Below are 14769 nucleotides of genomic sequence, written 5' to 3' on the forward strand. Positions count from 1 at the left end.
ATGCTGACCGAGGACGTCTTCAAGAAGATCCAGCGGTTTCATTTTCGCACGAGCCGCCTGGCGAACGACCTGTTCGCGGGGCAATACGAGAGCGCCTTCAAGGGCCAGGGAATGGAATTCGCGGAGGTGCGCGAATACCAACCCGGCGACGACATCCGCGCGATCGACTGGAATGTCTCGGCCCGCTTCGGCCACCCCTACGTGAAGGTCTTCCACGAAGAGAGGGAACTGACCGTCCTCTTGCTCCTGGACCTCTCGGGATCTCATCTCTTCGGGACCCGAAGGAAATTCAAGCGGGAGCTCCTGGCGGAAACCGCCGGCATGCTGGCCTTCCTGGCCATCCGGACCAACGACAAGGTCGGGGCGCTCCTTTTCAGTTCCCGCGTCGAAAAGTTCATCCCGCCGAAAAAGGGCGCGGCCCATGTGTGGCGCCTGATCAAAGAGATCTTCACCTACGAACCTCAGGAGCCGACCACGAACCTCGAAGCGGCCCTCTCCTACCTGAACCGCATCGTCAAACGCCACGCCATCGTCTTCCTGATCTCGGACTGCTGCGACATCGGTTTCGAAAGGCCCCTGCGCCTCACCGCCCGCAAGCACGATCTGACGGTGATCCGCATCACCGATCCGGCCGAAGAAACGCTCCCCGATGTCGGACGCATCCATCTGCGCGACCCGGAAACCGGCGAAACCGTGCTCATCAACACCAGCAACCGCACCCTCCGGAAGCGCTGGGAGGCCGCCCGCCGGGAACGGCTCGCCGTCCTCCGCTCGCTCTTCCAGCGGACCGGCGTCGACGAGGTCGTGCTCTCGACCGACGGTCCTGTGGTCGAGCCGCTGGCGCGCCTCTTCGACATGCGGAGGCTGAGATCATGATCCGCGCCTCCCGGAGCGCTCCCTGCCGCCGATCGCCTTCCCGGCGGAGGCTGATCCTGCGGTCCGCTGCCGTCCGGCTCCTGCCCCTGCTCGTGCTCGCGGTCGCCCTCCTGCAGCGGCCTTGGCCGTGCAGAGCCTCCGCGCCGGAGCATGCCGCCGCAGGCTATACGGAGCCGGCTATCGAAGCATCCCTCGACCGCTCCCCGGCCGCCTTCGGCACACGCATCACCTTGACCCTCCACTATCGTCTGCCTGCAGGGGCGAGTCTTCCCACTCCGCTCCGGATCAGCGGCCTGGAAGGCCTGTCCGAATGCTCCCGCCGCGTCGAGGCCGACCGGATCACGCTGATCTTCCTGGTGGACCACCTGGACACCTGGCAGACCGGACCGCTCCGTCTCGAATACGAAGATGCGGACGGCACCGTCCAAACCCTCTCGGCCCCGCCGGTCTCCGCCGAAGTGCTCTCGGTCCTCGGCGACAAACCCGAGGAAGCGCAGCCCCGGCCGATCGCAGACATCATTCCCGGGCGCGCCGCCTGGGTAAAGGCCCTGCCGTGGGCCGCGGGCGCGCTGGCCCTGACCGCGCTCGTTGCCGGGCTCGTCTGGTGGCTCGGAAAACGGCGTTACAGGGACATCGCGGCCGATGTCCTTCCGCCTCCGCATATCCGCGCCCTGACGGACCTGCAGGCCCTGGATGCGTCCGGCCTTTACGAGTCTGGCGCCGTCAAGGCATTCTATTTCCGCTTCTCCGAAGTCGTCAGGCGCTATATGGAGGACATCCGGGGCTTTCCGGCGGCGGAAATGACGACGGAGGAGATCGCGCGTCAGCCCCTCTCGACCTTGGACCGGGACCTTCTCCCTCTCCTCCGCCAGGCCGATCTGGCCAAGTTCGCCGGTCACCGGCCGACGCCCGCAGCGAAAGAGGCCGCACTGGAATCGGTCCGGGGCTACATTCACCAGACCTCGCCGGCGCCGGAGGCCGCGCCATGATGTTCCGCTTCGCGACCCCGATTCTCCTGATCCTCCTCCCGGGCGTGGTCATCTATCTGGCGGCGGCCGCCCGCCGCAGACCGCCCCGCGTCACCCATTCCATGACCTCGGATCTGGCGCGCCTGGCCGGCGGAGGCGCCAGGGTGAAGGTCCACGTTCCACGCCTCCTCCGGGCCGCCGCTCTGATCCTCCTGATCCTTGCCGCCGCCAGGCCCCAGCTCTACAATGTCTCCCGCGAGGTCCGCTCCCCGGGGGTCGATATCGTGCTGTGCCTGGACACCTCGGGATCCATGCAGGCCCTCGATTTCACCATCGGCGATGAACCGGTCACACGCCTCGACGCCGTCAAGAACGTGGTCGCCGATTTCATCGGGAAGCGCGCATCCGACCGGATCGGCCTCGTCGTCTTCGGCGCCGAGGCCTTCACCCAAGCCCCCCTCACCATGGACAAAGGCCTCCTGCTCAAACTGGTCGACCGGATGGCCGTCGGGATGGCCGGGGACACGACGGCGGTCGGATCCGCCATTGCGGTGGGCGGCAAACGGCTGCGCGACCTCGATGCCAAGACCCGCCTCCTGATCCTCCTCACCGACGGCCGGAACAACGCCGGGGAGATCCCCCCGGAAACCGCGGCCGAGGCGGTTCGGGCCCTGGGGATCAAGATCCACACAATCGGCGTCGGAGGCAAAGGGCCGGCGCCGTTTCGGGTCGAGACCCCTTTCGGGCCCCGCTTGGTCCAGCAGAATGTCGATCTCGACGAGGAAACGCTGGAAAGGGTCGCCAGGATCGCGGGCGGAAGGTATTTCCGTGCGGCCGACAGCCGGCAGCTTGCCGAGATCTACGATGTGATCGACCGGGAGGAAAAGACGGAGGCGACCGTGAAGGAATTTTTTCATTTCAGAGACCTCTATCCCTGCCTGTTGATCCCGGCCATCCTGCTGATCCTGATCGAGCTCATTCTGACCGCCACGGTCTGGAGGGTCCTCCCATGAGCTTCGCCCATCTGTCATCCCTGCACCTGTTGTGGCTGGTACCTCTGGCAGCCTTTCTGATCGCCGTCAGACACCGCCGCACGGCAAGGGCCCTCGAACAGATCGCCGACCCGCCTCTGCTGGCCAGGATCGCCGGGACCGCCCTCCCCGGTCGAAAATGGATCAAGGCCTCCCTGCTCCTCGCCGCCATCGCCCTGATGCTCGTGGCCCTCGCCGGCCCGCGCTGGGGAAGCCGCTACGAGGAGGTCGAGCGCAAAGGCGTCGACCTGATGTTTGCGGTGGACGTCTCCCGCAGCATGCTGGTGGAGGACGTCCAGCCGAACCGGCTCGAACGGGCGCGCAGAGAGATCCTGGACTTCATCGACGTGGTGACCGGAGACCGCGTCGGCCTCACGGCCTTTGCCGGCGCCGCCTTCACGCAGTGCCCGCTGACCCTCGATTTCGAGGCCCTCAGGATGTTCCTGCAGACCCTCGGGCCCGACCTCCTGCCGGTCCCGGGCACCGATCTCGGGGCCGCGATCGAAACGGCTGCGTCGGCCTTCGACGGGCAGGACCACACCGACAAGGTGATCATCCTCATCACCGACGGGGAAGACCATGAGAGCAGGGGTCTTGCACGCGCGAAGGCGGCGGCGCAAAACGGAATCAAGCTTTTTGTCTACGGGATCGGCGATCCCACGGGGGGCCCGATACCCGCTGAAAACGGGGGCGGCTTCCTGAAAGACCGGGATGGGAACCTCGTCCTCTCGAAGCTGGACGAAGACGGACTGCGCCGCATCGCGGAAGCGGCCGGAGGGGCCTATGTCCGGTCGGTGGCCGGGGACCTCGACCTGGACATCCTCTACTTCGAAGGCATCAAGCGCCGTACGGAGGCCCGCACCCTGAAGAGCGGAAAGATCAAGGTCCAGGATGAACAATTTGCGATCTTCCTGGCCTTCGCCGCTGTACTTCTGATCTTGGAGGGGCTGATCCCGGAGCGGAGGATCCCCTGATGGAGGCGACCATCGTTTTACGGAAAAAATCACGATTATCCTTTGGTCCAGGCAAGAGCTGCATGAAACATCCCAGCCGCTCGAGGCCGCTACGCCGTTTCGCCCTGGTAAAAGCCCTGGCGATCCTGTTTCTGCTGGGGACAGGAGCGGTCTCCCAGGCCCGGGACGCGGACGAACTCTACCGCGCCGGACGCTTCGAGGAGGCGGAAAAGCGCTATGCCGCCCTTGACATGGACCATCCGAAGTCCCTGCGCTATCGCTACAATCGGGGCTGCGCCGCATTCCAGGCCGGCGACCTGGAGGCGGCCGCCGCTGCGTTCCAGAGCGTCCTGCGTCGCACCGAGGATCCCCGGCTGCGCGCCCGTGCGGCCTACAACCTCGGCAACGTCGCCCTGAAAAACGGGGACTTCGCATCTGCCGCCGGATATTACCGGGATGTGATGCGGCTCGACCCGGATCATGGAGACGCCCGTCAAAATCTCGAACTCGCTCTGCGCTCGCTCCGGAAACAAAAGGAATCCGGGGACCCGCAGGGCAAGCAGCCGCAGGAGGAAGCCGAAGACAAGGATCCGTCTGAAGGAGAAGGAAAATCCGATCAGGCGCCACCCACAGATCCGACCGATGGAGATCCGGACCCGGAAAGATCGGATTCGACGGAGGATCCGGCAAAGGCTCCCGGCAGCACCGAAGACGGGGCGACGGACGATGCCGGGGAAGGCCCGCCGCAGGAGGCCCCGCCCAAAGGAGGACCAGAGGGGGAGGATCCTGCTCGAAAGCCCCCCGATGCAAGTGAAGCCCAAGCCCCGGAAGACCGGCAGCCGACTCCGGAAGGAAAACTCTCCCTTCGGGAGGACATGCCGGAGCCTCCTCCCCAACGGGACACGGCGCCCCAGTCGGCTGCCGCCATGGACCGAGAGAAGGCCCGGGCCCTCCTGGACAACGTCAGGGAAGACCCCGGCAGGGCGCTCCGCTTTCAGATCCCGTCCGGCAGGCGAAGCGGGGCTGCATCGGGAAAGGATTGGTAAGAATGGTGCCTCTGTTCAGAATCGCGGTCATGCTCATCGCCTGGCTCTGGCTGTCCGGCGGACCTGCCACCGGATTGGCCGGGGGATCCGCGCTTTCCCTGCAACTCGATCGCCATGAAGCAACCCTCAACGACACCCTCAGACTGACGGTCCGCATCACCGGCGCAGAGGACTCCCCCCGCCCGGCAGAGATCCCGGGCCTGGAAGACTTCATCGTGACCAGCGGCGGAACCTCGAGCCAGATCGAGATGGACCACACTGGCGTCCTGAAGAGTTCCGAGCAGGTGTACTTTATTCAACCGAAAAAGCCCGGCCGGTTCACCATCGGGCCGGCCAGCCTCACCATCGACGGCACCCTGCACTCGAGTAACACCCTGACGCTGACCATCAAAGACCCGCCAGGCAACGATCAGACCCCTTCGGGGCCCGTTTTTCTAACGGCCGAACTCGACCGGCCCCACGTCTACGTCGAACAGACAGCGGTGTATATCCTCCGGCTCTATCTCAAGGCCAGGGCCGGCGATCTGTCCCTCGCCCTGCCGGAGTCGGACCATCTCTCGTTCCAGCAGCTCGGGAAACCTTCGGAATACCGAACGACGATCGAAGGAGAGCCTTGGCAGGCCGTCGAGGTCCGTTATGCCGTCATCCCCTCGGCCCCTGGCCACTACTCAATCCCCCCGTCCCGCATCCAGCTGACCCTCTATGAAGCGGGCCGGAATCCGCGGGGCGGCCGCTTCGACGATCCCCTCTTATCCTTCAACCGCGCAAGGCCTGTGACAGTCCGCTCCGACCCCGTTGAACTCCAGGTCTCCCCGCTACCGGAGGATGGGCGGCCCAGCCGCTTCAGCGGCCTGGTCGGGGCCTTCCGCATGGAAGCCCGGCTCGACCCCGCCTCCCTGAAGGCGGGGGAATCCGCAACCTTGACGGTCACGATCGAGGGGCGCGGCAACGTTCAACGGATCCCCGATCTGAGCCTGCCCGCGATCGAACACGTGAAAACCTACGGCGACCAGCCTTCGCTGGAGCATCGCGACGGACGCGAGGGCCCGGAGGCGGTGAAGATCATGAAGTGGGCCCTGGTCCCGGAGAGGCCCGGCCGCTATGACATCCCGCCGCTCGCGCTCGACTTCTTCGACCCACCCGCCGGCCGTTACCGCACGATCGAAACCCTGCCCCTGGTGCTGGAGGTCTCGCCCGGCATCCAGGACGAGGCAGAATCGCAGATTCCTGTGCCCCGATCGTCTCCGCCGCCCGAAGACGGAACAGGGCCCGCTGCGTTGGGGCAGGACATCCTGCCCGTGCACACCACCCCCCTGGCCCTGTCCAGAGGAGGCCGGACCCCGCCGAACCCCCTGCACGCAGGCCTGGTCCTCCTAGGCCCTGCCCTGGCCGTCGGGGGAATGGGCATCCTGGTCCGCTTCCGTCAGAGGTCCAGCCGGATGGCGTCCCGGGTGAGGGCCCGCAAGGCCGCCCGCCGCTTTTTTGCGAGCGTCCGGGATGGCGATCTTCCCGCCGAAGAACTCGAGGCCGCCCTGAGGGATTACCTGAACGATCGATTTCAGCTCGCCCTGGGCGTCCTGACACCCCATGAAGCGGCTGCGATCCTCGAAGGCCGCGGGGTCGGGAAGGACCTTGCCGCACGGTTCGGCGCCCTCGCAGCCGAAGTCGATCGGGCCCTTTACACGGGAAAGGCAAAGACCGCCCTCGAAACCCGGGAAGACATTACAGCCTTGATCAGGCAGATCGAAAAGGAGTTGCCGTGAGACGTTCGACCGTTTGCGCCCTGATCCTTGCGCTCCTCCTGCCGACCGGTTTTTCGGGCGCGGCCGACACGATCCTGCAAAGCCCCGAAGAGCGCTTTTACGCCGCGAATCAGGCCTACCGCGAGGCCCGCTTCGCTGAAGCCGCACAAGGATACGAGGCGCTGATCCACGACGGATGGTGCTCTGGTGATCTCTATTTCAACCTCGGCAACGCGTACCTGAAGTTGGACCAGCTCGGCCGCGCGATTCTCCATTACGAACGGGCGCGCGATCTAATCCCCCGCGACCCCGATCTGGTGCACAATCTGGAGTTTGCACGCGAACGGCTGGTCGATCCTCCCAGCGAATCAAAAGGTTCGCTGCAGGCCGTTTTTTTCTGGCTGAGCACCTTTTCTCCGGGGGAGGTCTTTTGGGGGTTCGCCGTCATCAACGCCCTTTTCTGGGGCATCGTTCTTTTACGCTTCTGGGTCTCGCGGGAGTGGATCTATTACCTTTTGATGACCTTCGGGGTTCTTTGGCTCGTTGTCGGCCTGTCCTTCGCCCTGAAATGGCACGCGGCCTCAACCGATCGCCGGGCGGTGGTCCTGGTATCGGAGGCCGATGTCCTGGCCGGGCCTGCTGAGGGGGACACCGCGCTTTTCAGGCTTTACGAAGGGGCGATCCTGGAGACGGAGCGATGCGAAGGCGACTGGGTCCTCGTCCATCTTCCCGACAAAAAGCGTGGCTGGATCCCGATGGAGCAGATCGAGGCCATCCGCCCGTGATCCGTTCAGACCGGCATCAGGGAAGCGGACGACCTGCTGTTCCCGGACCGGCGGCTGGCGGCGGACGGGGCTTATTTCGGCGGTCGCCGTCCCTGTCAGAAGCCAGGCCCCGTATCAAACCTGAAGACGCTCACCGGGAGCGGGCTGCAACGGACGCGCCCATGCCAGGCACCACGCCGCCTTCCTGAAGTCATCGGGGAAGACGGCGTGGCGGGGACCGTGGCGCCGTGGTGAAAAGCTGCCTGAGAGAAGGATATTTCTGAAAATCAGCAGTTCAAAACTGCAAGGCAGCGGATAGGAACGTTTCAGCGAAACGGCGCTAATCAAACAAGGGCATGCCCGTATCAAACATGCGCTCAGGGAGGGTCGAATACATTGGAGAGTCTCACCATTCTCATGAAGGGATTGGCGGCGGGGTTGATCATGTGTGCGCCCGTCGGACCCATCGGCATCCTGTGCGCCAGGCACACCCTCCTCGAAGGACGCCTGGCCGGCCTTTTCGCTGTGCTCGGGGGTTCGGCCGTCGATGCGCTCTACTGCTCCGCCGCGGGTTTCGGTGTCGCCTACGCCTCGACGTTCCTCCACGAAGAAAAATTCCTGCTCGAGCTCTGCGGGGGGCTCATCCTGATGGGGCTGGGCATCCACATCCTTCGAGCATCGGCTCCATCGGAGCCCTCTCACTCTCCGGCGAGAAAGGGCCTGTTCAGGGCCTTTACGGGAACCTTTCTCGTCACCCTGTCCAATCCGATGCCCCTCATTCTCTTCACTGCACTCTTTACGGCCACGGGCATCCATGGCTGGCGCGGGGACTACCGGGCAACAGCCCTGCTCGTAGCCGGCGTCCTTGCCGGCTCGACATCCTGGGCCCCCATCCTCGTAACCTTGGTCAGCCTCTTCAAGGTGCGCTTCAACCCGGTTCAAATACGCCGTCTCAACCATGGGGCCGGAGGGCTCATCTTTCTGTGTGGCCTCGGGCTGGTGCTGAGAACCCTGCTTTGACGCCGCCCCTTTCAGAAATACCGGCCCCTATCATTCGGCCATCAAACGCCGGATGCCTCGGCCCCGTCTCAGCCTGACCTTGCCTCCTACTCCTTCGCTTGTCAAAGACCGTCAGGGCTTCACTACAACCCAGGACCCTTCAGGGCGGCGGCGGAACAGAGCACCCATACCCTTCCGGCCAAATCCGGAATGAACGACTTCCGGATTGACCCCTGCGGCCGATTTGGCTATCCTCCAGCAGGGTGTTTTTCCGCGTCCCTCGATCCCGGAACCTGCTCACCCCATCCAGCCGCAGCCTGGCAGTTCCCATTATTTTACAGGCCGGAGACCCTTGCACTTCGGGGCTGATGTCGAGACATTCGAGGGGCTGAAAGCTCACGGTCACGCCCGAAAAGCAGCCGAAATCATGCGGTCGGCTGTCTGCCCCGCGCAATGTCGACGTCTTGGCATGGATCGGCTGAAGGAAGGCGGAACAGGAAAACCAAGCAACCTTTCAGGCAAGAAGTGTCTGCAGGACGTGTTCAGCGCGCCGCCCGGGTGGCAGTGCCGCTGCCGGCCCGGACGGCGGCCGGGGAGACCGGTTCCAGATCTAAAAACAAACAAGAAGGATGCTCATGCAGCCACCTGTTTCCTCGGCAAGCGAAGGCGCCAGCCGTTTCACCGCCTATCTGGGCCCGGTCCTTCTCCTGACGGGCATGTTCTTCATCAATTTTTTATCTCGCATCATATTCGCGCCGCTGCTGCCCACGATCGAACAGGATTTAGGCATCGGGCACGGGGACGCGGGGTCGCTTTTTCTCCTGGTCTCCCTCGGCTATTTTACAACGCTGCTCGCCTCGGGGTTCATATCCGCCCGCATCCTCCACAGACGCACGATCATCCTTTCCGCCGTATGCCTGAGCGCCGCGCTTTTCTTCATCGCTTTCAGCCGGGGCCTTTGGGGCATCCGCCTCGGGCTCTTCGTCGTAGGAATGGCCGCCGGTCTTTACCTGCCATCCGGGATCGCTTCCATTACCGCCCTTGTAAGCCCGAGGCATTGGGGAAAGGCCCTCGCGATCCATGAACTGGCACCCAACGGAAGTTTCGTGTTGGCGCCCCTGCTTGCCGAACTCCTGCTTCAGTGGCTTTCCTGGCGGAATGTGGTGATTGCCTTGGGGGCTGCGACGCTTCTTTCGGCGGCGGCCTTTTCCCGCTTCGGCAAGGGGGGTGATTTCCCCGGCAAGGCCCCGAACTCCGCGGCCATCAAGGACCTCCTCGTCCTTTCAAATTTCTGGGTGATGGTCATTCTTTTCACGCTTGGGTTGGGCGCCACCATGGGGGTCTATACCATGCTCCCCCTCTACCTGGTGGCGGAACACGGTATGGATCGCAGTGTGGCCAACAGCCTGATCGGCCTTTCGCGCATCCTCAGCATCGGCATGGCCTTCATTGCCGGGTGGGCATGCGACCGCCTGGGGGCTAAACGCACCCTGAGAACGGTCTTCATCCTGACCGGCCTGACGACCATTCTGCTCGGCCTTGCCCCTGGCCGTTGGCTCGTCCTCGTGATCTTCGTACAGCCCCTTGTGGCGGTTTGTTTCTTTCCGCCGGCCTTTGCGACCCTTTCCGCCATCGGACCGCCGAGCACGCGCAATATCGCTGTTTCACTGACGATTCCCGCCGCGTTCATCCTGGGCGGAGGCTGCATCCCGCTTCTGATCGGTATGCTGGGTGACAGCGGGCGTTTTCCCGCCGGCATGATGATCACCGGAGCACTGGTCCTGACCGGGGCGTTGTGGGCGGGCCTTTTGAAGATCCAGGGGGAAGAAAAGGCGGTATGAGGAGGACGGACGGCATTCGACCGAAGCCGCTCAAACCGCACCCGGCCGGAGCAGTGACCCAGAGGAACCCTGCCCGAAGTCCCACAAACCTTCAGGGCTGGAGTGTTCCACGCCTTCTTTGGCTCAAGGGCGGACGCGAAGCAAGGCGCTGCATAACAGGTTATGCCCGCCCCGTCCGGAGCTTCAGCGAATCCCATCATCGGGCCGCAGCATGCGCCTTCAATACCAGCGGCTCCCCCGAGATCTTTGCGTCTTCGCCGGTCGAGGACAGATACTGCCGAACCCCCCAGACCAGGGTCTCGACCGTCTTTTGGAAACGCTCCTCATCGGGGTCCAGTAGGGTGAATCGAAAGCCGTTCAAATCGGAATTGAAGGATGTCAAAGGCACAACGCAAAGGCCCGTTGCAGCCAAAAGGTAATAGACGAAGCGCTTGTCGAGGGCGACACCCGGGATCTCGACCAGTTCGTCGACCAGTTTCTGGATGCCTTCATTCTCCAAAGGCAGAGACTGCCGGCCATTCAGTAAATCGGACTCGAAGACCACCGACATATAGAACGCACCCTTGGTTCGATTGACCACTACCCCCGGAATGGCGCTCAACCGTTCATAGGCCAGATCGGAGAACCGCTGATAGCGCCGGCGGCGGCTTTCCAGATACAGAGGATATTCCGGGTGGCGATAGATATCGGGGATGGCCTTCTGCGGCAGGGTCGTGGAACAAACCTCGACCATCTTGGCATTCAGAATACTTCGCGTATAGACGGCGAAATCGCGGTCCAGCCCGCCATTGTAAATCTCGATCCAGCCGCAGCGGGAACCAGGCCAGGGGAGTTCCTTGGACACGCCCTTCATGGCGAGACCCGGGACATCTCCGATCACCTCGGCAAGCGGCAGCGTCCGGTGACCTTCAAAGACCAGATTCTGGTAAATCTCGTCTGCGATGATGAAAAGATCGAACTCTTTGGCGATATGTACGATTTCGATAAGGTCTTCATCCGTGTAGACCGCGCCGGTCGGGTTATCCGGGTTGATGACGAGGATGCCCGCTATAGTCGGATTATACCTTACCTTCTGACGAAGCTCCCTCAGGTTGGGGCGCCAGTCGCGGTGCGGATCGAGCCCGTAGGTGATGGCCGGGAGACCGGCATGGGCCGCCTCCGAAGCCGAATGGGTCGTGTAGGTCGGAGCAGGCGTGATGATGCGTGCGGTCCGGGCCAGGAACCCGTAAACCTTCGTAATGGCATCCCCCAGCCCATTGAAGAAGATAATGTCCTCAGGGGCTATCCGGACCCCGCCGTGGCGATTGTTCTGCTCGGCCAGAAATCGACGCGTCTCGAGAATGCCCTGGGTCGGACAGTACCCATAGGAGCAGTCCTCCATGGCCAAACGCGCCACGATCCGTTTCATCCACTCCGGGATTTTTTCCCCTTTGGCAACCGGATCACCGATATTCTCCAGATTGATTCTTACGCCCAGCGCCTGAAGCCGCTCCGCCACACGGATGATGTTCCGGATCTCGTAGTTCAGTTCACCGGCGCCGATATGGATAATATTGGTTCGCATAGGGGTATACCTTCTTCCTTTCCTGTTCTAGAAATAACAGCTTCGTCACTCCGAGACGCCTTCGCGGCCTTTTCAAGCCCAGGCGGTATGGCGGCTCTGCCCACGGCCCGCCGCTCGAAGATCGTTCAGCAATCTGCCGGCGCGAAACGCACGGGAAACCGGACGATCCAGCCAGGCGATCGGCCTTCGAGAGCAGTCATACTCGCGAAAATGAGCCTCTCCCGATAGAGCCTTCGTTTGTCCTTCATGCCTACCGCCATAAAAAAAGGGCTGCGGCGCATTTGCCTACAGCCCTGAAACGATCTACCCTACCCCTCAAAGCGGATCTTCACCCTCCAGGACCGAAGGCCACCCGGCAGTCATAGCCGCGGCGGCCCAGCTAGCCAGCTCCGTCATCCTGATCGTCGAGGGAAAAAGACTCATTCGTTCCATTCGTTCGTCGTGGTAAGGCTAAAGAATCGCTGTTTAATGAAGTAACCCTAAGACAACGCTGAATGCCTGTCAAGACAAAATTTTTGCCTCCAGAAACGGCTTTTCTCTCATTCCGCGGCGGCAGACCCGAAACCTGCCTCGACATCTGCCCCTGCTTCACAAGCATTTCGCGCATGAACACAGGCCGGCTTCCATCCGGAACCGGAAAACCGTGCAGCAGGGCTTCCCTCTTGTGAAACGATGAGCGGATCAACAACGGAATATCCTTGGCGAAAAGGTTGATCGAGCAATCTTGACAGGATCCTTTTTATCGATTATACTTTCGCAAAATCTTCCATAATTAAACTTAAAAACGATATATTTTATGAAAGAAGATCTGTCTGCGGCCATTATTGAAAGCATGAGCGATGGGCTCCTGGTGTTGAACGCCCGGGGATATATCGTTCACTCCAACCCGGCCGCGCTCGAAACCCTGAACATTCGACCGGAAGAACTGTTCACCAAAACCTACCTGGAACTCTTCATGGAAGAGCAGGAAAACGACGCCTTCAACGACATCCTCTTCGAGGGCATCCAGAACCGGGAAACCCGACGCTATCAAGAGGTTTTGTTTCGCCGCAGGGACAGACGTCTGCTCGATCTCGCGGTGACCACGTCGTTCCTCGGCGTTTCCGCGGAATCGCCTGAGGAACGGTTCATCGTGGTCGTATTCAAGGATATCACCGAACTGAAGGCCCTGAACCGTGCCCGGAACCGCGTCTTGGCACATCTCTCCCATGAATTGAAGACCCCGCTGTCGATTGTCCTGGCCTCCATCAAACGCCTCGTCAGACCGGGGGATGAAAAGGCGGCAGACAGGGTCCAACGCAATCTCGATCGGCTGCTCGCCATTCAAATGGAGGTCGAGGACATCGTCAAAGGCCGTCCCCTGCAACGATCCTGCAGCCTGTCCCCATGGGTCGACCAGGCCCTCGACCTGATCGAGCTTGTGGCCGAGGAAAACCCGGAGCACAACCGCGCCTTCGATCTGATCCGGGAGCGTATCGAGAAAGATTTCTCATTCCAGACCTCGGCGGCGGGCCCCGTCCGGATAGCGGAGATTGTCCGAAAATCCATCGGCCTGACCCGTAAGAAAGCCGCCCCACGCATACTGCAGATCGAAGAGAAGATCGCCGGTGACGCCATCGTCGTCATTGACCCTGCCGTGCTCGAGAAGGTCCTCCTAAGCTTACTGCGAAACGCCGTCGAAAACACGCCCGACGGGGGACGGATCCGCGTGGCGCTCGAGGTCACCCCCGATGAGGCCCGCATCAGCGTACAAGATACGGGGACAGGCATTACCGACGAAAGCCTGAAGCAAATCTTCGGCGGCTTTTACCACGCTCGGGAAACCGATCTTTACGCCACCAAGAGCCCCTATCTTTTCGGCGCCGGAGGCAAAGGTCTCGACCTCCTGCGGACCAGGATCTACGGAGAGATGTTCGGGTTCCGGGTCGATTGCCAAAGCACACGCTGCCGGTACATCCCCGACGAAAAAGACCTCTGTCCGGGTGCTGTCGACCGCTGCCCCTATGTCGCCGACGAAGTCTCCTGCTTTGAATCGGGAGGTTCGACGTTCACGGTCACCCTGTTCCCCGAGAAGACAACGGCCTCGTCCCACCCGGAGGCGAACGGCTCCGAGCTTTGATCCGCCGGGGCAAAGGAAGATGACGTTTTCGGCTCGGTAAGCCCATGCCACTGCATCAGCCGGTCGAATGAACAGCCGGGCTCAGGACCGGCTAACCTCAGGGAGTGCCTGCATGCAGAACCTCATGGCCGTTCTTTCGTTTGCCATGGCTGTCACCGGCGGCCTCGCCGCCATGTTCGGCAGACCCCGTGACCGGCAAACACTCGCCGCACTGGTGGGCTTTGCCTTCCTGATCTCTTTTTTCATCCACGTAGAGAAAGAGGCCGTCCTCATCCTCGAAGGGGCCTGCCTTATCGCCTTCGCCTTGTCTTTGCTGGGTGGCGCCATAGCCATCTTCGGGCGTTCGCCGGAGGCCCGTACCGAGGCGATCACAACGGCTATCGTCTCGCTCACGACCTCCATCCTGATCTTTTACCTCTACCTCTGAGCCCGCGAAATCAGCGCGGAGTACGCATGCCGCCAGAAGCGCGACGTGCGGGTCTTCTCGTCCCGTCACCCGGGTCTTCAATTGAATTGGATGTCGGACTTCGGTTCCTCGGCCTGCCGTATTTCACCGAATTTTTCTTCGTATTTGCGCAGGTTGTCCTGGAGCGCGGCGGCAATCCGCTTCATGTGCCCCGGACTGACGATGATGCGCGCGGTAACAGCCCCGGCCGGCGGCGCAACCATCAGAAAATCCATAATGAATTCTTCACGGTTGTGCCCTACGGCCATGTTGTTGGAATACACTCCCGCATATAGGTCCTGCGGAAAATTGACCTTGATTTCTTTCGGCGGCTGCGTCGCCATACTGAACCTCCTCGTTCATGGTTTCATTCATAAGCCTACCGCTTTCCCCTTCCGAAACGCATTTTCCGAAAACGGCC

General features: G+C 62.2%; 13 protein-coding genes. 11 read left to right on the forward strand and 2 right to left on the reverse strand.

Translation table 11 applies throughout. The annotated features are described in order from the left end of the window. The 9 genes from ACZ500_RS18245 to ACZ500_RS18285 all read left to right on the forward strand — a co-directional run bounded on the left by ACZ500_RS18245 (position 1) and on the right by ACZ500_RS18285 (position 10220). Complete coding sequence (locus ACZ500_RS18245) at positions 1-876, forward strand: DUF58 domain-containing protein (RefSeq protein ID WP_464228865.1); 876 nt, start codon at positions 1-3, stop codon at positions 874-876. Then, positions 873-1865, forward strand: coding sequence for a hypothetical protein (locus tag ACZ500_RS18250; protein WP_464228866.1), 993 nt, complete (start codon positions 873-875; stop codon positions 1863-1865). Before ACZ500_RS18245 ends, ACZ500_RS18250 begins: the two co-directional genes overlap by 4 nt. Continuing rightward, positions 1862-2857, forward strand: a complete 996-nt coding sequence (locus ACZ500_RS18255) for a VWA domain-containing protein (RefSeq protein WP_464228867.1) — start codon at positions 1862-1864, stop codon at positions 2855-2857. Before ACZ500_RS18250 ends, ACZ500_RS18255 begins: the two co-directional genes overlap by 4 nt. Continuing rightward, entirely contained in the window at positions 2854-3849 is a 996-nt protein-coding gene (locus tag ACZ500_RS18260) for a VWA domain-containing protein (protein WP_464228868.1), read from the forward strand. Before ACZ500_RS18255 ends, ACZ500_RS18260 begins: the two co-directional genes overlap by 4 nt. Positions 3850-3911: 62 nt before the next feature. Next, positions 3912-4874 (forward strand): tetratricopeptide repeat protein, encoded by a 963-nt coding sequence (locus ACZ500_RS18265; RefSeq protein WP_464228870.1) that lies wholly within the window; start codon positions 3912-3914, stop codon positions 4872-4874. 2 nt (positions 4875-4876) lie between these two features. Beyond that, on the forward strand, positions 4877-6637 hold the full coding sequence (locus tag ACZ500_RS18270; protein ID WP_464228871.1) for a BatD family protein: 1761 nt from the start codon (positions 4877-4879) through the stop codon (positions 6635-6637). Next, positions 6634-7401, forward strand: a complete 768-nt coding sequence (locus tag ACZ500_RS18275; RefSeq protein ID WP_464228872.1) for an SH3 domain-containing protein — start codon at positions 6634-6636, stop codon at positions 7399-7401. The genes ACZ500_RS18270 and ACZ500_RS18275 overlap by 4 nt, the downstream gene beginning before the upstream one ends. Positions 7402-7776: 375 nt before the next feature. After that, entirely contained in the window at positions 7777-8400 is a 624-nt protein-coding gene (locus tag ACZ500_RS18280; protein WP_464228873.1) for a LysE family translocator, read from the forward strand. Between the two features lie 614 nt (positions 8401-9014). Continuing rightward, positions 9015-10220 carry an MFS transporter gene (locus tag ACZ500_RS18285; protein WP_464228875.1) on the forward strand — a complete coding sequence of 402 codons (1206 nt, stop codon included), beginning with the start codon at positions 9015-9017 and terminating at the stop codon, positions 10218-10220. Positions 10221-10416: 196 nt separating this feature from the next. Here ACZ500_RS18285 and ACZ500_RS18290 read toward each other — a convergent pair whose 3' ends face one another. Beyond that, positions 10417-11784 (reverse strand): pyridoxal phosphate-dependent aminotransferase, encoded by a 1368-nt coding sequence (locus ACZ500_RS18290; protein WP_464228876.1) that lies wholly within the window; start codon positions 11782-11784, stop codon positions 10417-10419. A 796-nt stretch (positions 11785-12580) separates the two neighbouring features. Between ACZ500_RS18290 and ACZ500_RS18295 the strand changes: the two genes are divergently transcribed. Further along, on the forward strand, positions 12581-13903 hold the full coding sequence (locus tag ACZ500_RS18295) for an ATP-binding protein (protein ID WP_464228877.1): 1323 nt from the start codon (positions 12581-12583) through the stop codon (positions 13901-13903). Between the two features lie 112 nt (positions 13904-14015). After that, positions 14016-14330, forward strand: coding sequence for a hypothetical protein (locus ACZ500_RS18300; protein WP_464228879.1), 315 nt, complete (start codon positions 14016-14018; stop codon positions 14328-14330). A 77-nt stretch (positions 14331-14407) separates the two neighbouring features. On the opposite strand, the gene ACZ500_RS18305 is transcribed toward ACZ500_RS18300, so the two are convergent. Beyond that, positions 14408-14692: a DUF3467 domain-containing protein gene (locus tag ACZ500_RS18305; protein ID WP_464228880.1), complete on the reverse strand. Its 285-nt coding sequence runs from the start codon at positions 14690-14692 to the stop codon at positions 14408-14410. Positions 14693-14769: the final 77 nt, after the last annotated feature.

This window comes from Desulfatiglans parachlorophenolica (genome assembly GCF_055394735.1).